The organism is Chitinophaga parva (genome assembly GCF_003071345.1).
Classification (GTDB): Bacteria; Bacteroidota; Bacteroidia; order Chitinophagales; family Chitinophagaceae; genus Chitinophaga; species Chitinophaga parva.
On the sequence record NZ_QCYK01000001.1, the window covers coordinates 1,707,619 to 1,729,315 of the forward strand.

Annotated in this window: 14 protein-coding genes; 12 read left to right on the forward strand and 2 right to left on the reverse strand. The window is 52.5% G+C overall.

Annotated elements, in window-relative coordinates:
• Positions 1-126: 126 nt before the first annotated feature.
• Positions 127-1,266: a glycosyltransferase gene (locus tag DCC81_RS07285; protein ID WP_108685896.1), complete on the reverse strand. Its 1,140-nt coding sequence runs from the start codon at positions 1,264-1,266 to the stop codon at positions 127-129.
• Positions 1,267-1,523: 257 nt separating this feature from the next.
• Here DCC81_RS07285 and tgt point away from each other — a divergent pair, with 257 nt between their 5' ends.
• From tgt to DCC81_RS07340, 11 genes are all read left to right on the forward strand, one after another.
• On the forward strand, positions 1,524-2,654 hold the full coding sequence (tgt, locus tag DCC81_RS07290; RefSeq protein ID WP_108685897.1) for a tRNA guanosine(34) transglycosylase Tgt: 1,131 nt from the start codon (positions 1,524-1,526) through the stop codon (positions 2,652-2,654).
• Positions 2,655-2,744: 90 nt separating this feature from the next.
• A complete protein-coding gene (locus DCC81_RS07295; protein ID WP_165806468.1) occupies positions 2,745-3,824 on the forward strand; it encodes an LptF/LptG family permease in 1,080 nt (359 codons plus the stop codon).
• Positions 3,825-3,945: 121 nt separating this feature from the next.
• Entirely contained in the window at positions 3,946-4,314 is a 369-nt protein-coding gene (locus DCC81_RS07300) for a hypothetical protein (RefSeq protein ID WP_108685899.1), read from the forward strand.
• A gap of 48 nt (positions 4,315-4,362) precedes the next feature.
• On the forward strand, positions 4,363-5,217 hold the full coding sequence (locus DCC81_RS07305; RefSeq protein WP_133177587.1) for a hypothetical protein: 855 nt from the start codon (positions 4,363-4,365) through the stop codon (positions 5,215-5,217).
• Between the two features lie 312 nt (positions 5,218-5,529).
• On the forward strand, positions 5,530-6,855 hold the full coding sequence (locus tag DCC81_RS07310) for a citrate (Si)-synthase, eukaryotic (protein ID WP_108685901.1): 1,326 nt from the start codon (positions 5,530-5,532) through the stop codon (positions 6,853-6,855).
• 81 nt (positions 6,856-6,936) lie between these two features.
• Complete coding sequence (gene recG, locus DCC81_RS07315; protein WP_108685902.1) at positions 6,937-9,048, forward strand: ATP-dependent DNA helicase RecG; 2,112 nt, start codon at positions 6,937-6,939, stop codon at positions 9,046-9,048.
• 185 nt (positions 9,049-9,233) lie between these two features.
• Positions 9,234-12,902, forward strand: a complete 3,669-nt coding sequence (locus DCC81_RS07320) for a gliding motility-associated C-terminal domain-containing protein (protein WP_133177589.1) — start codon at positions 9,234-9,236, stop codon at positions 12,900-12,902.
• Between the two features lie 242 nt (positions 12,903-13,144).
• Positions 13,145-16,828: a gliding motility-associated C-terminal domain-containing protein gene (locus tag DCC81_RS07325; protein WP_165806469.1), complete on the forward strand. Its 3,684-nt coding sequence runs from the start codon at positions 13,145-13,147 to the stop codon at positions 16,826-16,828.
• 9 nt (positions 16,829-16,837) lie between these two features.
• On the forward strand, positions 16,838-17,860 hold the full coding sequence (locus DCC81_RS07330; RefSeq protein ID WP_108685905.1) for a PorP/SprF family type IX secretion system membrane protein: 1,023 nt from the start codon (positions 16,838-16,840) through the stop codon (positions 17,858-17,860).
• Positions 17,861-17,999: 139 nt separating this feature from the next.
• A complete protein-coding gene (locus DCC81_RS07335) occupies positions 18,000-19,406 on the forward strand; it encodes an FAD-binding oxidoreductase (RefSeq protein ID WP_108685906.1) in 1,407 nt (468 codons plus the stop codon).
• Between the two features lie 84 nt (positions 19,407-19,490).
• A complete protein-coding gene (locus tag DCC81_RS07340) occupies positions 19,491-20,072 on the forward strand; it encodes a hypothetical protein (RefSeq protein WP_108685907.1) in 582 nt (193 codons plus the stop codon).
• A gap of 64 nt (positions 20,073-20,136) precedes the next feature.
• Here the strand turns inward: DCC81_RS07340 and DCC81_RS07345 are convergent, their stop codons facing one another.
• A complete protein-coding gene (locus DCC81_RS07345; protein WP_108685908.1) occupies positions 20,137-20,676 on the reverse strand; it encodes an LOG family protein in 540 nt (179 codons plus the stop codon).
• A gap of 223 nt (positions 20,677-20,899) precedes the next feature.
• On the opposite strand from DCC81_RS07345, the gene DCC81_RS07350 reads away from it, so the two are divergent.
• A complete protein-coding gene (locus DCC81_RS07350; RefSeq protein WP_108685909.1) occupies positions 20,900-21,598 on the forward strand; it encodes an LOG family protein in 699 nt (232 codons plus the stop codon).
• Positions 21,599-21,697 lie beyond the last annotated feature (99 nt).

Here is a 21,697-nt window from a genome sequence, read left to right on the forward strand (position 1 = left end):
TAAGTCTTAAGTACTATGTTTTGCGGAATGTGGCCTAAAAGAAAAGGGAACAAAGCCTGTCAAGACTTTGTTCCCTTCCAGCTTGTATTTATGGCCAGTACCTAGGACCTAAGACCTAGGGCAATTTTATTTCCACTTACTCGCCTTCGGCCTTCTCACCAGCGCGGGAATGAAGATGAGGTAATACACCACCATCAATATATCCATGATCCAGCTGTACCAGAAAAGGTCTTTTTCGTCCAGTTTTTTCATGGCAGACCAGGTGATGATGCTCTGGATAAGCAGCTTCAGGCCCAGGATGCCCAGGGTGATGTAGCGCATGGGCTCGTAGAAGATGGCGGCGATGAATAACGGATAGAAAAGCAGCTGGCTGGAAGTGAAGAGGCCCAGCAGGAACTTATGCACGGCGCGGTAATGCTTGCCGGTAGACATGTGCCTTGTCTTCTGCTGGAACCAGGCCTTCCACGTGGGTTTGGGCTCAGAGTAGGTGAAGGCGTTTTTATCGATGATCACCGACACGTTGTCCGGGGTGGCGGCTTTGTTTACAAACAGGTCGTCATCGCCGGAGGCAATGTGCTGGTGGGAGGTGAAGCCCTTGTGGCGGAAAAACAGTTCACGCTTATACGCCAGGTTGCGGCCCACGCCCATGTAAGCCACGCCGGCCAGTGCATAGGAGAGATATTGCAGCGCCGCAAAAAAGGTTTCGTAGCGGATCACTTTATTGAGGAAGCCGGGCTTCTTGGTATAAGGGCTGTAGCCCAGCACGATCTCCTTGCCTTCCGTAAATCCCTGGCTCATCAAAGACAGCCAGTGCGTGCTGGCAGGCTTGCAGTCTGCATCCGTAAGCAGCACATGCTCATGCTGGGCGTGTTTAAGCCCGATGGAGAGCGGGTATTTTTTACCGGGAATGAACTTGGCCGCCTGCTTGATCTCGATCTGGCGGAAATGGCTGTAGCCAGGTTCTATGGAGTTAAGGTAATATTTGCTGTCATCTTCAGAGTAGTCATTTACCACGATCACTTCATAAGCGGGGGTGTCATGACCATGATAGCGCTGTTGCAATACCGCGGGAAGGTATTTTTGCAGGTTGTGCTCCTCGTTCTTGGCGCAGATGATCACAGAAACATCTGACTTGGGGATGGACTCCTGCTCCAGTTCCTGCTTGTAAAAAGCCAGGCGGGAAAAGAAAACCAGGTAATACAATACCTGAATGGCGGCTACGCCGGCAAATACATAAAAAACGATTAATCCCAGATCTTGCAACATAGTAAGAACAAAAATATAATTTTTTCTTTATTTGTATAGCGCTGTGGATAAAAACGCCTACAATGAAATAGCCAGGTCATATGGCTGGTTGGCACAGCAGGGGACGCCTGGTATAAGGTTTAGTAAATGCTAAACAATGTGTAGGGATTTCCCATTACAGCCATAACAACCGGTACCGTGCCGGGGATCATTCGTGGTAACAAACATAAAACTTTTAAGATACTTTTGCAGGCTGTAATACATAAAATACATCTGATTTGAATTTTGAACTGATCAGCACTGACAGTGCCAGCAGCGCCAGGGCAGGGGTTCTGACCACGGATCACGGGGTCATTAACACGCCCATCTTCATGCCCGTAGGCACCGTGGGCAGCGTAAAAGCCGTAACCCAGGAGCAGCTGCGCCAGGACGTGAAAGCCCAGATCATCCTGGGCAATACCTACCATCTATATTTACGCCCCGGCCTGGAGGTACTCTCCGCCGCCGGCGGCCTGCATAAGTTTAACGGCTGGGAGAAGCCCATCCTCACAGACAGCGGCGGCTACCAGGTGTTTTCCCTGGCGGCCAACCGTAAGATCAAGGAAGAAGGCGTGGTGTTTCAAAGCCACATTGATGGCAGCCGTCACCTCTTTACGCCGGAGAACGTGATGGACATCCAGCGCACCATTGGGGCAGATATCATCATGGCCTTTGACGAATGCCCGCCTTACCCGTCGGAGTATCGTTACGCCAAAAAATCCATGGAGCTTACCCACCGCTGGCTGGACCGGTGCATAAAGCGCCTGGGCGAAACCACCCCGCGCTACGGGCACGAGCAAACGCTGTTTCCCATTGTGCAGGGCAGCACCTTTAAAGACCTGCGCACTATCTCCGCCACGGAGATAGCGGCAAGGGGCTGCGCGGGCAATGCCATTGGCGGGCTCAGTGTGGGCGAGCCGGAGCAGGACATGTATGAAATGTGTGCGCTGGTGTGCAACATCCTGCCGGCAGACAAGCCCCGCTACCTCATGGGCGTAGGCACGCCCTGGAATATCCTGGAAAACATAGCCCTGGGCGTGGATATGTTTGACTGCGTAATGCCTACCCGCAACGGGCGCAATGGCATGCTCTTTACCTGGAATGGGGTGATCAATATCAAGAATAAGAAATGGGCCACGGACTTTACGCCGGTGGATGAGCACAGCCCCTGCTTTGCCAGCCGGGATTATTCCAAGGCTTACCTGCGCCACCTCTTTGCGGCGGGCGAGTACCTGGGGCTTACCCTGGCCAGCATTCATAACCTGGCTTTCTACCTGGAGCTGATCACCGAGGCCCGCGCCCAGATCCTGGCCGGCACGTATACCGCCTGGAAAAACAAAATGATCCCTGTCTTGAAAACCCGGCTGTAAAACCGGTGTGGCAGCGAATTAACTAAATGCTAACAACCTGGGCCGGGAATGGCCGTAGTCCAAAGGATTCCGCTCCTTATATTTGAACCCATGAAAAAGATCGACTGGTATATCTTAAAAAAATTCGTCGGTACGTTTTTTTATTCGCTGATGATCCTGCTGGTGATCTCCGTGGTGATCGACATCACGGAGAAGGTGGATGACTTCATGCGCAATAACCTGACGTTGAAGACCATCATCTTTGAATATTACATTGGGTTCATTCCGTCCATTGCTGCGTTGCTCTTTCCCCTGTTCATTTTTATTTCGGTGATCTTCTTCACTTCCAAGATGGCCTACCGCTCGGAGATCATTGCCATCCTGGCTTCCGGGGTAAGTTTCCGCCGTTTCCTGCGCCCTTACTGGGTAGGTGCCATTGGCTTTGGGTTGATGTTGTGGGCGGCCAATACCTGGGTGGTACCCAAGGCCAACCGGCTGGTAAATGCCTTCCAGGATAATTACGTGCACCGCCATGAAGATGCGATGGCACTGTATGATAAAACCGTGCGCATAGACAGTTTCAACTACGTGACCTTTGGTTCCTGGGACCCCAATTATAAGACTGGCGCCAGCTTTGTGATGCAGGAAATACATGGCCAGAAAGTAACCTTTAAACTAAAAGCAGACCGCGTAAGCTGGGACAGTACGGAGAAGAAGTGGAAGATGTATAACCTGTCCATGCGCCACATCAATGACCTCAATGAAAGCTGGACCTATAAACAGGACTCGCTCATGAAGCTGCGCATTACCCCCGTAGACCTGGTGAAGAAGCGCGATGAGCAGGTAGCGATGACCACGCCGGAACTGAATGAGTATATTAAAAAGCAACAGTTGCGCGGCGCCGAGGGGCTCAATACTTACCTGGTGGAAAAATACCGCCGCACGGCAGCGGGCTTCATGGTGGTGGTGCTTACGCTGATCGGGGGCATCATGGCATCGCGCAAGGTGCGCGGTGGGAGTGGCTTGCACCTGGCGCTGGGCATTGTGATCAGCGCGTCTTATATTATTTTCCTGCAGTTTGCCACGGTGTTTTCTACGAAGTCCAATTTGAACCCTTTGCTGGCGGTATGGATACCGAATGTGGTGTTTGGGGCGCTGGCGATTTATTTGTACAGGAGGGCGCCGAAGTGATGGGGGGATGGTTATGATCAGCTTACGATTAGTTGTATGTATAAGTGGATATTTATTATGGCGTGGCACGGCGTAACTAGCGCCAACATTGCTAAGCAGGTCCAAACATAAACTGGTTGTTATGAACTTCACTTTGGATGACTGCTATTGGCACGATTCCATTCTTGAAAGCATATTCCTTGACAGAAAGGATTTAGGTGAGAACGATGTTATAGAGATCGTTGTTGACTGGTATGACAAGCCCAGATCAAAAATATTGTGCAAAGGAGTCTGCTTATTTAAGGCAGTCATGAACTCCGGCATCCATGTGAAGGAAACCATTGATATCGCCTACATCGGGCCCGCAGATGATCCGGATCTGTTACATTTTTACAAGCTTTGGGATGGAGCTTTCGATAACGTTCAATTGTATTGCTTCGTGATAAAGACAAATTCAACGGGTAGTGAAATTAAGATTTTGACCGAGGACGCTGAAGGAGTAATAATTTGAATTGCCATTAGCGGGTGGTAATAATGCCCTGTATAAAATAAGGTAATAATGAAATATACATTAGTGGGTGGGCTGATAATATACCTGTTGATGATAATTGTATTACCGCCTGAAGGGCGTGCCGATGTTTATCACAAAGCGTATCATAAAGCCTGGCCAATGAAAACGGCAAAGACTTTCAGGGAATTTATCGATAGCATTACCTACACGCCCGGTGTTCATTTTGTGAAAAGAAATTGGCAAAGAGAAAAATATGATACACTGTCAGTTAATGGTCAATACGTAATATCCAAAAGTAATGGGCTCGTCAACCAGTATTTTCAACCGGGGAATGGGGCTAAGGATGTAATGGGGGAGGCGCATTGCTTTAGTTTTTTGGGTATCGGTAAAAGAGTCTTTTTTAAAGACACGTTGATGTGTTGGCAAAGATTTGAGTACAATGATCAAAGCTGCTTTTCCTATAATAATGCCAGGTTTGTTGTGGGGATAGGGCGCCCGGATGTTGATCATTGCATTGGAAGCTTGTGTAGAATTAATACATATCCCGTCATTTCAATACTTGGTTCAGATACGAGTTTTCAATATTTTATATATACGGATGATATATTAGGACTCAAATACGGGGACATTAATCATGATGAACACCTGGACTTCTTAGATATTAAACAGGGACTGACTTTAAACGAATTGAATCTGATCCGTAAAAAAGGAAGCAAGTACAAGAATTTTGTTTGCGACAACAGTACTTGTTACAAAATAAGCGTCAGAACGTTTAAGAAGGGACGATATGAAACGATGAAAGATGGAAGCGGGAAAGCTTTGTTTTTGGTCATAAAGCTGGATTCACCGTTGAATGCAGACAGTACGTTTCAAATACTCTTGTCCAATTGGCCCGGGATTTAACCTGCCTCATTCCAACGTGCCGGCCCGCCGGCGCCGGTAATTGACCCCCTCACCACCAACAACAACTAACCGTTAAGATTTTCAAAAAATATTGAAAGAAATGAAAAATTTCCCTTTCTTTAAAGAATAAAAATGTAATATTTGCGGAACCTTGTGATACAACGGGGAATGCTGATCTAAATCCGTGTGTTTCGCCCGCCGGGGGCCATGTTGCAGCCGCTTGCCGCTACGAAAAACCTGCTATTTATCAGCTTATTTACATCACTGAATTATTATTTTTGATATTTACTACGTTATAAACATCACTGCACAATGGGCCAGATTAAAGAGACATTCAAGGTTAAAGCTGATGAACTGAACGCCACAGTGAAAGAGATCCTGAAAGAACATGGAACAAAGAAGATCGGTGACGTGACCGTAGCACAGGCCTACCAGGGCATGCGCGGCATTACCGGTCTGGTAACAGAAACATCTTTACTCGATGCCAATGAAGGCATCCGTTTCCGGGGCTATTCCATCCCGGAGCTGCGTGAGAAACTGCCCAAGGCCAAAGAAGGCCAGGAACCCCTCCCAGAAGGCTTATTCTATTTAATGCTCATCGGTGAATTGCCCACTGCGGAGCAGGTACAGGAGCTCTCCGCCATCCTGGCCCGCCGTTCCCACGTACCCAACCACGTATTTGCCACTATAGACGCATTGCCGGTCACTACGCACCCCATGACCATGTTCACCACGGGGGTGCTGGCCCTGCAAACGGAATCCCTGTTTGCCAAGGCATATGCAGAAGGTATCAATAAAAAAGACTACTGGAGCTACATGTTTGAGGATTCCCTGAACCTCATTGCACGCCTGCCCCGCATTGCCGCATATATTTACCGCCGCAAATACAAGAACAACGAGCACATTCAGCCTAACGGTATGCTGGACTGGGCCGGTAATTTTGCCCACATGCTGGGTTACGAAGACCGTGGCTTCCAGGAACTGATGCGCCTGTACATGACCATCCACGCAGACCATGAAGGGGGTAACGTAAGCGCACACACGACCCACCTGGTAGGCTCTGCGCTCAGCGATGCTTACCTGTCCTTTGCCGCCGGCATGGCGGGGCTGGCAGGTCCCCTGCACGGCCTGGCAAACCAGGAAGTGATCAAGTGGATCCTGGCCATGCAGCAGGAACTGGGTGGCGGTACCCCTACCAAGGAGCAGATTGCCGCTTATGTACGCAAGACCCTGGCGGATGGTAAGGTAGTACCCGGCTACGGCCACGCGGTACTGCGCAAAACAGACCCCCGCTTCACCGCGCAGATGGAATTTGCCAAGAACCACCTGCCCGATGATGAACTGGTGAACATTGTATGGCATGTGTATGAAACCGTGCCCCCCATCCTGCAGGAACTGGGGAAGGTGAAAAACCCCTGGCCCAATGTGGACGCGCACTCCGGCGCCCTGCTGGTGCACTACGGCCTCACCGAATACGAATTTTACACCGTGCTCTTTGGCGTAAGCCGCGCACTCGGTGTACTGGCTTCCCTCTGCTGGGACCGCGCCATGGGCCAGCCCCTGGAACGCCCCAAATCTGTGACCACCGCATGGATGAAGCTTTTCACGGAAGGGAAGGAAGAAGCCAGCGCAGAATAATTTGCAGTAAGTACTACCAGCATAAAATCAAAGGCAAATGGGCACGTACCATTTGCCTTTCTTATTTATTTTTGCAGCTTCATGAGCAGCCAGGCAGCCATCTTAAACAACCCGATCGAATACCTGAAGGGCGTGGGTCCACAACGGGGCGAGTTGCTGCGCAAGGAAGTGGGCATCCACACCTTCCGCGACCTGCTGCATTATTTCCCGTTCCGGTATGTAGACCGTACCAAGGTGGAGAAGATCATCCAGCTGCATGCCCAAATGGATTTTGTGCAACTGCGGGGGCGCATTGTGCGCACGGAAGTGATCGGGGACAAGCGCGCCAAACGCCTGGTGGCCACCTTCCGCGATGAAACCGGCGAGATACCCCTGGTGTGGTTCCAGGGCTGGCAGTGGATGGAAAAGTCATTACAGCTGCACACGCCCTACCTGGTGTTTGGCCGTATTTCCCTTTTTAATGGTTACCTGCAGATGTCCCACCCGGAAATGGACCTGGTCACCACAGAAGCCGGGGGCGGCAAGCAGTTCCTGGAACCAGTGTACAGCACCACGGAAAAGCTGAAGACCCGCGGCCTCACGGGCAAGGCGATTGGCAAACTCACCAGCGCCCTGCTGGAGCAATTGCTGCCTGCTGAAATCCAGGAGAACATCCCGGTCTCCATCCTGGCCCAGTACCGCCTCATGGGCCGCTACACGGCTTTCTTCAAGATCCACAAGCCCATGACGGAAGACGAAGCCAGGCTGGCCCAGCGCCGCCTCAAATTTGAAGAGCTGTTCGTAGTGCAGATGCGCATCTGCCGGCTGAAGATCCGGCGCCATCAGATGTCGCACGGCTACCGCTTTGACCAGGTGGGGGAGCATTTCAACGGGTTCTATAACGAACACCTGCCTTTTCCCCTTACCAGTGCGCAAAAGCGGGTGCTCAAGGAAATACGCCAGGATGTGAACACCGGCCGCCAGATGAACCGCCTGGTACAGGGCGATGTAGGCAGTGGCAAAACCATCGTGGCCCTGCTTTCCATGCTGCTGGCGGTAGACAATGGTTTCCAGGCCTGCCTCATGGCACCCACGGAGATCCTGTCCCAGCAACATTATAAAGGGCTTTCGGAGCTGCTGGAAAAAATGCCGCTGAAGGTGGCGTTGCTTACCGGCAGCATCAAGGGCAAGGCCCGTAAGCAGATCCTGGAGCAGGTGGCCGCCGGCGAGGTGCAATTGCTCATTGGCACCCACGCCCTGCTGGAAAATGAAGTGGTGTTCAAAAACCTGGGCCTTGCCATTGTGGACGAACAGCACCGCTTTGGGGTGGCTCAGCGGGCACGTCTGTGGCAAAAAAACAACATTGCGCCCCACATCCTGGTCATGACGGCCACGCCCATACCCCGCACCCTGGCCATGACCATTTACGGAGACCTGGACGTGAGCGTGATAGACGAGCTGCCGCCCGGCCGTAAACCTATTACCACCGTGCACCGCACGGAATACCAGCGCCCCCAGGTCATGGATTTTATCAAAGACGAGATCCGCAAGGGCCGCCAGGCTTATATCGTATATCCATTGATCGAAGATTCTGAAAAAATGGATTACGAAAACCTCATGAAAGGCTATGAAGAAGTGAAGGCCTTCTTCCCCGAACCCCGCTACTACATCAGCATGGTGCACGGGCGCCAGCCGGCAGACCAGCGCAATACCAATATGCAGCGTTTCATTACCGGTGATACCCAGATCATGGTGGCCACCACGGTGATAGAAGTTGGCGTGAATGTGCCCAATGCATCCGTAATGGTGATAGAAAGCACGGAGCGCTTTGGCCTCAGCCAGTTGCACCAGCTGCGCGGCCGCGTGGGGCGTGGTGCAGAGCAATCATTCTGTATACTTATGACCGGCAATAAAATAGGGCAGGAGAGCAAGCAACGGGTGGAAGTAATGGTGCAGACCAACAATGGTTTCCTCATCTCCGAAAAGGACATGGAACTGCGCGGCCCCGGCGATATGGAAGGCACCCGCCAGAGCGGCGTCCTGGATTTTAAATTGGCAGACATTGTGCAGGATAAACCTATATTGGAGGCCGCCCGCGCCTGCGCTGAAAAGCTGCTCCAGGACGACCCTGACTTGCAACTGCCGGAGAATCAGGGCCTCCGGGAATACCTCCAGTTATTACAGGGAAAATCGCAATGGAGTAAAATTTCCTGACCGGTTTTTTCGTTTATATTTATTCGAGTATATCGGTTTTAATCCACGTTTTCCCCTGCTTCCCTGCACTACTGCATCTGTACAGCGACCCAGGTCGGTATTTTCATGCAAACCGTAACAATTCCCATCCGCTTTGCGTTAATTAAAGCATATAACCTGTGGTGAAACTTTACAAAACTTTGGCGTTGCAGCACTCCTTTCTGGTAGGTTGGTCCGGCTTTTTAACCGGGTTGCTGTGTTGGTGTTCACTCCCGGTAAAGGCCCAGGCAGACCTTCCGGACAATTCTCCCCTCGAATTTATTGAGAACAAAGGCCAGTGGCCCCAGGACTTCCGCTACCAGGCAGACATGGGCGGCGGCATGGTGTTCCTCCGCAACAACAGTTTTGTTTTTTACCTCCAGAATAACGACGATTTTAACAGGCTGCATAACTGGGTGCACGGCCACCCCAGCGGCGATACTTCCATCTACTACGGTAATGCTAAAGTAACAGGGCCCGCTGCCAGCACCACTTCCGGCGCACAGCTCACCGGTAGCAGCGTGGCCGGTGTGGGGCCCGCGCCTCAGGTACGGGGACATGCCTACGAAGTAACTTTCCTGAATGCCAACCCCAACCCCGTCCTGGCGCCGGACAAGCCTACGGAGGGCTACCGTAATTACTTTCTCGGTAACGACCGTACAAAATGGAAGAGCAATGTGATGGCCTATAAGAACGTGGTGTACCAATCCATGTACAACAATATTGATGTGCACGTGTACTCAGAAGCCGGCCGCCTTAAATACGACCTGCTGGTGAATCCCGGTGCCAGCATAGACCAGGTAAAACTCGCATACAGCAATACCAGCGGCGTGGCCCTGAAAAAAGGCAACCTGGTGATACACACTTCCATAGGCGACGCCATTGAACAACAGCCGGTTGCTTACCAGTATATCAATGATCAGCGTGTGCCCGTTACCGTTAGTTACCAGCTGCGCGGCAATGAAGTGGGATTTAAAGTGAGCGGGGATTACGACCGATCGTACCCGCTGATCATTGACCCCAACTACGTTTTCTCCACGCTGAGCGGTTCACGCGCGGATAACTGGGGCTTTACCGCTACTTACGATGAGCAGGGCTATTTCTATGGCGGGGGCATTGCCATGGGGCAGGGCTACCCCGCTACCATGGGCGCGGTGCAGAGCGTGTACGGCGGCGGCAGCGGTTCCCCGCCATCTGATATTGCCATTTCAAAATTTACCCCGGATGGCACAAAGCTGGTGTACGCCACTTACCTGGGCGGCGCTAACCAGGACCAGCCTCATAGCCTCATCGTAGATGCACAGGACCAGCTGGTGATAGCCGGCCGTTCTAACTCGCAGAACTATCCTTACACTACCAGCATAGGCCCACGCGGCGGCTGGGATATCATCGTGACCAAATTAAATGCTACCGGCACCGCGCTGGTAGGCTCCCTCATCATAGGTGGTGGCAGTGCAGACGGGGTAAACGTGGTGGAAGAAGCAGTAGGGGCCAATACCACCATGCGCAATTATGGCGATGGCGCCCGCAGTGAAGTGCTGCTGGACCCTGCCGGCGATATTTACCTGGCCAGCTGCACCCAGTCGCGCGACTTCCCGGTCACCGGGGGCTTCCAAAGCACACTGGCCGGCGCACAGGATGGGGTGGTGCTGAAAATAAAACCGGATGTTTCCGGCATTATCTGGAGCAGCTTCCTGGGTGGCAGCCGTAACGATGCTGCTTTTGTGCTGTCCCTCCCGGACAATAATTCCGTGTACGTAGGCGGCTCCACGGCCAGCCCTGATTTCAAGACCACGCCTGGCACCATTGCAGCCGTGTACCGCGGTGGGGAAACCGATGGTTTTGTAGCGCATATTGCTGCCGATGGCACCAAGCTGCTGGAAGCCACCTACATTGGCTCTGATAACAACCAGGCGGATATGCTGTATGGGCTGCAAATGGATGCCAACGGTTATGTGTACGCCATGGGCACCACGGAGGGCACCTGGCCCATTGTACAGCCCACGGGCACCACTACTTTTTATAATGACAACTCCAAGCAGTTCATCGTGAAGATGAAGCCCGATCTTTCTGCTTACGTATATTCCACCACTTTTGGCAAGCGGGCTTCCCTGCCCAGCATTTCGCCGGTGGCCTTCCTGGTAGACCGTTGTGAGAACGTGTACGTGTCTGGATGGGGCGGCGATAAAGTGGTGAATGGATTGGATGCGGGTTTCCCTAATTCCAATACCATCGGCCTGCCTTTGAAACAGCCCTTGCAGGCTACCACGGATGGGAAGGACTTTTACTTTTTTGTATTAAAGAAGAATGCCACGGACCAACTGTTTGGCAGCTACTTTGGGGGCAATGGGCTGTACGAACATGTGGACGGCGGCACCAGCCGTTTTGACCGCAACGGCGTGATCTACCAGGCCATTTGTGCGGCCTGCCGGGCCGGCTCTCCCCAGCCCCGGTTTCCTACCACCCCCGGGGCTTACGCCTCCGCACAGCCCCCCGGCTGTAACCTGGCGGCGCTGAAGATATCCTTTAACCTGGATGGCATTAAGGCCGGCATCAAGACCAGCAACCGCAAAAGTCATTACTGCCTGGGCGATGATATTACGTTTATAGACTCTACGCAGATGATGGCCACCAGCTGGCAATGGGACTTTGGCGATGGTCAAAGTGTTACCGCCCGCGACACTGTGCAGCACACCTACGCGGCAAATGGCGACTATACCGTGCGCCTCATCAAATACGATCCCAACAGTTGCAACGTGTATGATACCGCTTACTATAAGATCCGCATCCGGCAGGACCAGGCAAAAGTAGGGGCGGAGTTTAAACGTTTGCCCCCCTGCGGCAGTCTCAATTACGAGTTTATCAACCTGTCTGCCGCCCCTGCCGGTAAGCCCTTCACCAACCAGTCCTTCACCTGGGACTTTGGCGACGGCTCTCCCAAGGTGGTAACAGATACCAGCCGCCAGCAGCATACTTTTGCGGCGGAAGGCATTTACACGATACTGCTTACCCTCACAGACACCAATTATTGCAACGCACCGGAAACAGACACGATTCCCCTCCGTGTGGCCAGCAATGTGGTGGCCAGCTTTGTATTACCGGACAGCGGCTGCGCGCCGCTCACCCTGCAGGTGAACAACACCACTAAAGGCGGTCAGTACTTTTTCTGGGACTTTGGCGACGGAGCCACCTCCACAGACGCCGATCCCACCCATACTTACCTTAAAATTGGTACTTATACGGTTAAAATGGTAGTAGAAGACACCACTACCTGTAATAAAAAAGACAGCGCTACCAGCACCATCACGGTGGTGCCGCCGCCGGGGGCCAACTTCACTTTTGCCCCGGTCATTGCGCAGGTGAATACACCGGCCACTTTCACCAATCTTTCCAGCCCGGATGCCACTCATTTTATCTGGTCCTTCGGGGATGGCAGCGTTTCGGAGGAACGGAACCCGGTGCACCAGTACAATAAAACCGGCACGTACGACGTATGTCTTACGTCCTTTAACAGTGTGGGCTGTGAAGACACCCTCTGCCAGAAAGTAAGCGCCATCGTGGTACCGCTGTTTGACGTACCTTCGGCCTTCTCACCGAATGGGGACGGGCTTAATGATGTGTTCAGGGTGAAAGCCTTTGGTGTAGACAAGTTTGACCTGAAGATCTTTAACCGGCAGGGTATCCTGGTGTTCCAGACCAATGACCCTACCATAGGATGGGACGGTACTTACAAGGGCGCCGCACAGCCGGTAGATGCATATGCTTATGGGGTGACACTGCTTTTCACCGACGGAACCAAAGCCAGTAAGGCCGGAAGTGTAACCTTACTGCGATAAGATCGATTAAGAGAGGGGCGCAGGCCTTTTTGCCAAATACCCGCCACCGTGGTACCTGTAAAGGACCACTGCCCGGCCGGCCAACCTTTAACCTGGTTTCTGTACCGGTGCTGCAACACAGGCCCATGCCTGCGCACAGCTACCCGTCCGCAACCGCGTGCCGGGTGTGATATACTGCTAATGAACATTTTATAATTTTTGAGGTGAGGCGTTTTAAGACTAATCTGATGAACCGGGCCTTCATGGCTTTACTAGGCGGACTTTTATTCGGGCCTATCCAGCCCCTGCATGCGCAGACGGCTACCGTGATAACCCGCCCTATCAGCAATACACCGCTGGAATTTATTGAAAACAAAGGCCAGTGGTCCGGCGACTTCCTGTACCAGGCGGAAATAGGTAGCAACCGGTTGTTCCTTAAAAAGAATGGTTTCGTGTTTAAGCTCCTGGACCCTGGTGATATGGAAAAGCTGCACACCTGGATGCACGGGCGCCCGGCGACAGATACTTCCCATGTGCTGGTGCCCGGTAGCCGCAGCGCAGCCACGGCTCCGGCGGCTGGTAATGGCAGTAGCGGCAACACCGAAACCGGCGCCGGCGTGGGCCCTGTGCCCGCCGTGCGCAGCCACTCCTACGAAGTGGTGTTCCAGAACGCCAATCCCAACCCCGTGCTGGTGCCGGAAAAAGCGACAGACGTGTACCGCAATTATTTCCTGGGCAGTGATGCTACGAAATGGCGCTCCAATGTACAGGCCTTCCAGAACGTTACCTATCAGCAACTCTATCCTAACGTGGACCTGCATGCTTACTCAGAAGCAGGCGCCCTCAAATACGACCTCCTCGTAAACCCCGGTGCAGACCTGGCCGCCGTGCAGCTGGCCTATAACTACACCGCGGGCATTGAAATAAAAAAAGGCAACCTGGTGATCCACACCTCCGTGGGCGATGTGATAGAACAGGCACCAGTGGCTTATCAATACATTGACAATCAGCGTGTAGACGTAAACGTTAGTTACCAGCTGAAAAAGGGCCTGCTCAGTTTTAAAGTAGGCAAGGGATACGATCCCGCCTACACGCTGATCATTGACCCTAACTACGTGTTCTCCACCTTCACCGGCTCCCACGCGGATAACTGGGGCTTCACGGCCACTTACGATGCGCAGGGCTACTTCTACGCAGGCGGCATCGTGGCGGATAATGGCTACCCGGTAACACCGGGTGCGGTGCAGAGCACTTTTGGTGGTGGCAATTCTGCCCAGGGCGTCCCCGGCGATATTGCCATCTCTAAATTCACGCCCGATGGCTCCAAACTGGTATATGCCACCTACCTGGGTGGCAATGGCCTGGATGAACCGCATAGCCTCATTGTAGATCCGCAGGGGCAACTGGTGATGTCTGGCCGTACCCGCTCTTCTAACTTTCCAGGCAAAACGTATGTAGGCCCCCGCGGTGATTGGGATATTGTAATGGTGAAATTCAATGCCACGGCTACCGCCCTGGTAGGCTCCATGGTGATAGGCGGCTCTGGTGCAGATGGTGTAAATATCAATGCGGAAGGCGGCGCCGTGAGAACCACTGCACGTAACTATGGAGATGGTGCCCGCAGTGAAGTACTGCTGGACGGTGCCGGTTATATTTACCTGGCCAGCTGTACCAGCTCCAACAATTTCCCGGTGAAGGGCGGCTTCCAGAGCACCCTGGCCGGCGCACAGGATGGGGTGGTGATGAAGATCACCCCGGACTGTAACGGTATTGTGTGGGCCAGTTACCTGGGTGGCTCCGGAGATGATGCCGCTTTTGTATTGGCCATTCCAGACCTGAAATCTATCTACGTAGGTGGGGCTACCGCCAGTAGTAATTTCCCTTCAAAAGGCAACGTAATTTCCTCCAGTTTCCTGGGCGGCGCTACGGATGGTTTTATCTCACACATTGCGGCGGATGGCAGCGCGCTGCTGCAGTCCACTTTTATTGGCTGTACCAATAACCAGGCAGATATGCTGTATGGCCTGCAGATGGATGCCAGCGGTTACCTGTATGCCATGGGCACCACGGAAGGTACCTGGCCCACGAAACAGCCTGCGGGCACTACTACTTTCTACAATGATAACTCCAAGCAGTTCATCGTAAAGATACAGCCAGACCTTTCCGCGTACGTGTACTCCACCACCTTTGGTAAAAAGGCAAATTACCCCAGCATTTCGCCGGTAGCCTTCCTGGTAGACCGTTGTGAGAACGTGTATGTATCCGGCTGGGGCGGTGATAAAGTGGTAGGCGGTATTGACCAGGGATTTCCCAATTCCAATACCATCGGGCTGCCCCTGAAACAGCCACTGCAGGGCACTACAGACGGGAAGGATTTTTACTTCTTTGTGCTGCAGCGCGATGCGCGGGGCATTTTGTTTGGCAGCTACTTTGGTGGCAATGGCTTGTTTGAGCACGTGGATGGTGGCACCAGCCGGTTTGACCGGAATGGTATTATTTACCAGGCCATCTGCGCGGCGTGTTGGGTAAATCCCGGTGGCTCTGAGCCACGGTTTCCCACTACGCCGGGCGCTTATGCGCGCACCAAAGACCCGAATGTGGATTGTAACTTAGCGGCCCTTAAGATATCTTTCAACCTGGATGGCATCAAGGCGGGCATTGCCACCATAGGCCGCAAAAACCATTTCTGCTTAGGCGATCCCATTACGTTTGTAGATACTACCGGCATCGCCGCCACCTCCTGGACCTGGGACTTTGGCGACAAAACACCGCGCGTGACCGGCACCCAGGATACCGTAAGCCATACTTATGCGGCAAATGGTGACTACACCGTGATGCTGATCAAGTATGATCCCGCAGCTTGTAATGTATACGACACGGCCTACTACAATGTGCGCGTGCGTACAGACAAGGCCACGGTGCTGGCCAGGGCTACCCGCCAGCCACCGTGCGGAAGCCTTTCCTACCGGTTTGATAACCTCTCGGAAGCGCCGGCTGGCAAGGATTTCACCAAGCAGTCCTTTACCTGGGACTTTGGAGACGGTTCTCCCATCGTAACCACCGATACGTCCTTCCAGTTACACAACTATGCGGCGGAAGGGATCTACAATGTGTTGCTTACCCTCGTGGATACCAACTATTGTAACGCACCGGAAACAGACACCATCCCGCTGCGCGTAGCGGCCAATGTGGTGGCATCCTTCACGGCACCGGACAGTGGTTGCGCGCCACTTGTCTACACGCCCAATAACACCACGAAAGGCGGTACCAGCTTTTTCTGGGATTTTGGGAACGGCGTTACTTCCACAGATGCTTATCCTACAACCACTTACCTGAAACCCGGCGTCTACCCGGTAAAATTGATCGCGTATGATACCACCACCTGTAACAAGGTAGACAGTGCCAAAACCACCGTCACGGTGGTGCCGCCACCGCAGGCCGGCTATACGTTTGCACCGGTGATTGCCAAGGTGAATACGCCCACCCAATTTACCAACACGTCCAGTGCAGATGCGGTACAGTTTCTGTGGTCATTTGGTGACGGGCAGTTAAGTACGGAAAGAAATCCCGAGCACCAGTACAACACAACGGGTACCTTCGATGTTTGTTTAATAGCGACCAACGCTACCGGATGCGCAGACACGCTTTGCCAGAAGGTAAGCGCCATCGTAGTGCCGCTGTTTGACGTACCTTCGGCCTTCTCTCCGAACAGCGATGGCCTCAACGACGTATTCCTGGTAAAGGCTTTCGGTGTGGACAAGTTCGAGATGAAAATATTTAACCGCCAGGGACAGCTGGTGTTCCAGAGCAATGATCCTAAGATAGGCTGGGATGGCAGATACAAAGGCGCCGCACAACCCATGGATGCTTATGCTTACGAGGTAACGCTGGTGTTTACCAACGGAACCAAAGCCAGTAAAGCTGGCAGTGTAACTTTACTCAGATAATGCTGTAACATGAAAGCGCTCGAAAAATTTTTAGCCGGCCTGGGAGTGATGTTGATAGCGGCTTTGCCATTATCAGCACAGGATCTTCACTTTTCCCAGTTTTATAATTCACCCCTGCTGACCAACCCGGCCAACACTGGTTTTATTCCTGATGGTAACTATCGCATTGGTGTGAACTACCGCGACCAGTGGACCAGCATTCCCGTGCCTTACAAAACCATGTCTGCCTTTGGCGACTTTCAGTTGCTGCGCGACCGCCTGGAATACGGCTGGCTCGGCGTGGGCGGCGTGCTGCTGCGCGATGTGGCGGGTGCGGGTGATCTTACTTCCACCAAGGCTTACGGCTCTATTGCCTATCACCAGCTGCTGGGCCAGAGCAGCCTGCTTTCCCTGGGTTTTAACGGGGGCGTGGCCAACAAGCACGTGGACATTACCAAGCTTACTTTTGGCGACCAGTGGAATGGCCAGTTCTTTGATTCCGCCATTCCTACCGCGGAGCCTATCCAGAATAACCGGGTCAATTATTTTGACCTGCAGGTGGGTATGAACTATGCTTATTTTCCTACAGACAATATTTATGTGAATGTAGGCGCATCTGTGCAGCACCTCAATCACCCGCGGGAAACGTTTTATAACACCAATAACGAAATAGCCCGCCGCTACATTGGTTTCCTCAATGCCAGCATCAAACTGAATGATAAAGTGATCGTGAATCCCGGTGGTTATTACAGCTGGCAGACCAAGAGCACGGAGCTGGTACTGGGCGGTAACGTGGCTTACAATCTCTCCGGCGATGGTGTGCAGCAATTGTATGGCGGCGCTTATTACCGCGCACATGATGCAGCCATCTTCATGGTGGGCTACCAGCTGCAACAACTGAAGTTCAACTTCAGCTATGATGTTACCACTTCTTCCCTGGCCGTGAACAACGGGCGCCAGGGCGCTTACGAGATCGGCATCGTGTACACGGGGCTTTATCCAAACCGCTCTTTCGGTGCTGCCCGCCGGTCTACTATTTGTCCGTCATTTTAATGGATCCGGCAAATGGATGAAACGCCACCGCGCTGCCATTATCCGGCTAAATACTTAAAGTTTGTAAGCGTCCATGTTGAAAGGAAGTCCTGGCATGACTTTTTAACATCGGCTCTTCCCGTTTTATTACCTTTGGCACATGAACTATTTCACCACGGTAGATGAGACCCACCTGGAGGCTTTCCGGCAAGTGCTGGGAGCAGATTTTGTACTCACAACACCCGAAAACCTGGCCCCATATGCACATGATGAAACGGAAGACCTGCACTACCTGCCTTCCGTAGTATTGAAGCCTGGCAGCACAGAGCAGGTAAGCCGTGTTATGGAGATCTGCTCCCAGTACCACCTGCCTGTAACGCCCCGTGGTGGCGGCACCGGGCTGAGTGGGGGTGCACTGCCCCAGCATGGAGGTGTGTTGCTTTCCACAGAACGTTTTAACCGCATTTTACAGATAGATGAGCGCAACCTGCAGGTAACCACCGAGCCCGGTGTGATCACCGAGGTACTGCAGGATGCCGTAAAGGAAAGAGGCCTGTTTTACCCGCCGGATCCCAGCAGCCGCGGCTCCTGTTTCATAGGCGGCAACATTGCCGAGAACAGCGGAGGCCCTAAAGCTGTTAAATATGGAGTGGTGAAAGATTATGTGCTGAACCTGGAAGTAGTGCTGCCCTCCGGCGAAGTGATCTGGACCGGGGCCAATGTGCTGAAAAACTCCACTGGCTATAATCTTACCCAGCTGGTAGTGGGCAGTGAAGGCACCCTGGGCATTGTGACCAAGATCGTGCTGCGCCTCATTCCCCTGCCTAAGAACGACCTGCTCATGCTGGTACCTTTCCGCTCCGCGGAGAATGCCTGCGCCGCCGTGAGCGCCATTTTCCGGGCCGGCTACATCCCCTCCGCCCTGGAGTTTATGGAGCGCGATGCACTGGAATGGGCAGTGAAATATGTGGACAATTCTTCTGTGCCCATTGCCGATGATGTGCAGGCCCACCTGCTCATTGAAGTGGATGGCAATTACCCGGACCTGCTCATGCAGGAAATGGAAGGCATTGCCGGCATCGTTACGGAATTTGACTGCGGGGAAATACTGTTTGCAGACGATTCCGTACAAAAAGCATCCCTGTGGAAACTGCGCCGCCGCGTGGCGGAGGCCGTGAAAGCTAACTCTGTGTACAAAGAGGAAGACACCGTGGTGCCCCGTGCAGAGCTGCCCGTACTGCTCAAAGGCGTGAAGGAAATAGGTGCCCGTTATGGCTTCCACTCTGTGTGCTACGGCCACGCCGGCGATGGTAACCTGCACGTGAACATCATTAAAGGCCACCTTACGGACGAGCAGTGGAATGGCTCCCTGCCCAAAGGCATTGCGGAAATATTTGAACTGGTAAAGTCCCTGGGCGGCACTATTTCCGGCGAACATGGCATTGGCCTGGTACAAAAGCCTTACATGCACATCATGTTCACTGACACCAGCATGCACCTGATGCGCCAGATTAAAAAAGCATTTGATCCTACCGGGATACTGAACCCCGGAAAGATTTTTGATTGAGTATTAAACTACTTTTGTAATAATTGATCCAAACACCCGCGGGAGCTGTATACTCCGGCTGCTTATGTAAAAAAATCATTGATCATGAAACGCATTCTTTTACTCCTTTCCCTGGTGGCCTGCATGCAGGCTGTACACGCCCAGTACTACCGTACAGACACCGCTACCCACCACGGGTTTGACAAGTCTAAACTGATAGTGGGCGGGGGCCTGGGCCTGGCCTTTGGCGACTGGACCAATGTAACGGTACAACCCCAGGTGGGCTACCGTTTCAACCGTTTCCTGGCTGCCGGTATATCGCTGAACTATCTCTACTCCAGCGATAAATATTACGATCAGAACAATTATGAATACAAGGATACTTACCGGGCATTTGGCGGCGGCTTATGGGGCCGTGTATACCCTATCCCCAACCTGTTTTTGCAGGTGCAGCCGGAGCTGAACAGTGTAAAGTATAAAAGTACCCTTTATAATGCCGGCGATAAACCGGTGGTAGCCCAGGGAACTTACGGGGTTCCCAGCCTGCTGGTAGGGGGTGGTTATGGTGCAGCCATTGGCGGGCGTTCCATGATCTCGCTCATGATCCTTTTTGATGTGCTGAACCGCCCGTTCTCCCCGTATGGCAGTACGCCCATCATTGCACCCAGTTTCACCTTTGGATTCTAAATAACTTTTTGCCTGGCATTCAAAAGAAGAACGCCGTCCTGGTTACCCGGGACGGCGTTCTTCTTTATAACAACATTTTTGAAAGCAGTTCATCTGCATCGGCGGCTATGTGCAGGTTATTGAGGTGCACCGGTGGTGCAAAATTTTCCGCGGTGATATGCTGCAGGTGCTTGTACAGGTGGTCGTAAAAGCCGTTCACATTGAGCAACCCCAGTTTCTTGGTGTGCAGGGTAAGCTGGTTCCAGGTAAGGATCTCGAAGAACTCATCCAGCGTACCGTAGCCACCCGGCAGGGAAATGGCGGCATCGGCCAGTTCATACAAAATGGTTTTTCGCTGGTGCATGGTTTGCACTTCTACCAGTTTGGTAAGGCGTTCATGCTTGCGCTCTTTGGTGTTGAGGAACTCGGGGATCACACCGATCACTTCACCGCCCCTTTCCAGCACACTGTCTGCAATGTGTCCCATGAGGCCTGCCGTACCACCGCCATATACCAGGGTGATGCCTCTTTCCGCCAGGGCATAACCCAGCGCCTTGGCCTGCTGCGCATATTCCTTTTGAGCGCCCATGCTGGAGCCGCAAAATACTACGATGCTCTTGCTCATTGTAAGATTGTTAAATTGGTTGCCTGTTAAATTCCAGGTCGGAGACCATGGTGTATTAAAGATAAACAGCCGGTATGACTTCTCCATTAATTCTTGCTCCCGCTATGTTATTTGTTGTTAGAAAACAAAGTATGCTTAACTTCATTTTGTGCCGGGTGTATTAAGCAGAACATTTAACACTTAATCATTTGGCAAGCAAACCATCTAACAATTTGCAATAACGATGAACGAAAATCTCAAGAATTTAAAGATGCGCGATTGGACGGAAACCCGCGCGCATTCCAGCTGGCAGATATTTAAGATCATGGCGGAATTTGTAGAAGGCTTTGAAGCGCTGGCGCAGATAGGCCCTTGCATTTCAGTGTTTGGGTCCGCCCGTACAAAGACCGGCAATCCCTATTATGAACTGGCGGTAGAAATAGCGCGCCGCCTCGCGGAAGAAGGTTTTGGCATTATCTCCGGTGGTGGCCCCGGCGTAATGGAAGCGGCCAATAAAGGCGCCCAACTGGCCCACGGCAAGTCTGTAGGGGTAAATATCACCCTCCCGCATGAGCAGTTTTACAATGAATTTATTGACCATGATAAACGCCTGCACTTTGATTATTTCTTTGTGCGCAAAGTGATGTTCACCAAATATTCACAGGGCTTTGTGATGATGCCCGGTGGCTTTGGTACCATGGATGAATTTTTTGAAGTGGCCACCCTGATCCAGACCGGTAAAATGACAGAAACTCCGCTGGTGCTGGTGGGCAAGGAGTACTGGCAAGGCCTCCTGGACTGGATCCATAAGACGATGCTGCTCAAAGAAAGCAACATCAACCCTGAAGACCTGGGCCTGATCAAGCTCTTTGATACCGCGGATGAAGTAGTGGAGTACTTCCGCGTGTTCTATACCACTAATAAGCTGAGACCTAATTTCTAAGGAAGTTTTGAGGCCCACTCCCGGGAGCAGGAAATGCCGGGTTTCAATGTCCGGGTGCCGTGGCTTGTAACTTCCGGGAAGTTTTTGCTTAATTTTGCA

Bases quoted from the DNA above. Each gene is read 5' to 3' on its own strand.
- DCC81_RS07285 (WP_108685896.1), bottom strand. From the start codon at position 1,266: ATGTTGCAAGATCTGGGATTAATCGTTTTTTATGTATTTGCCGGCGTA.
- DCC81_RS07295 (WP_165806468.1), top strand. From the start codon at position 2,745: ATGAAAAAGATCGACTGGTATATCTTAAAAAAATTCGTCGGTACGTTT.
- DCC81_RS07300 (WP_108685899.1), top strand. From the start codon at position 3,946: ATGAACTTCACTTTGGATGACTGCTATTGGCACGATTCCATTCTTGAA.
- DCC81_RS07305 (WP_133177587.1), top strand. From the start codon at position 4,363: ATGAAATATACATTAGTGGGTGGGCTGATAATATACCTGTTGATGATA.
- DCC81_RS07310 (WP_108685901.1), top strand. From the start codon at position 5,530: ATGGGCCAGATTAAAGAGACATTCAAGGTTAAAGCTGATGAACTGAAC.
- recG (WP_108685902.1), top strand. From the start codon at position 6,937: ATGAGCAGCCAGGCAGCCATCTTAAACAACCCGATCGAATACCTGAAG.
- DCC81_RS07325 (WP_165806469.1), top strand. From the start codon at position 13,145: ATGGCTTTACTAGGCGGACTTTTATTCGGGCCTATCCAGCCCCTGCAT.
- DCC81_RS07330 (WP_108685905.1), top strand. From the start codon at position 16,838: ATGAAAGCGCTCGAAAAATTTTTAGCCGGCCTGGGAGTGATGTTGATA.
- DCC81_RS07335 (WP_108685906.1), top strand. From the start codon at position 18,000: ATGAACTATTTCACCACGGTAGATGAGACCCACCTGGAGGCTTTCCGG.
- DCC81_RS07340 (WP_108685907.1), top strand. From the start codon at position 19,491: ATGAAACGCATTCTTTTACTCCTTTCCCTGGTGGCCTGCATGCAGGCT.
- DCC81_RS07345 (WP_108685908.1), bottom strand. From the start codon at position 20,676: ATGAGCAAGAGCATCGTAGTATTTTGCGGCTCCAGCATGGGCGCTCAA.
- DCC81_RS07350 (WP_108685909.1), top strand. From the start codon at position 20,900: ATGAACGAAAATCTCAAGAATTTAAAGATGCGCGATTGGACGGAAACC.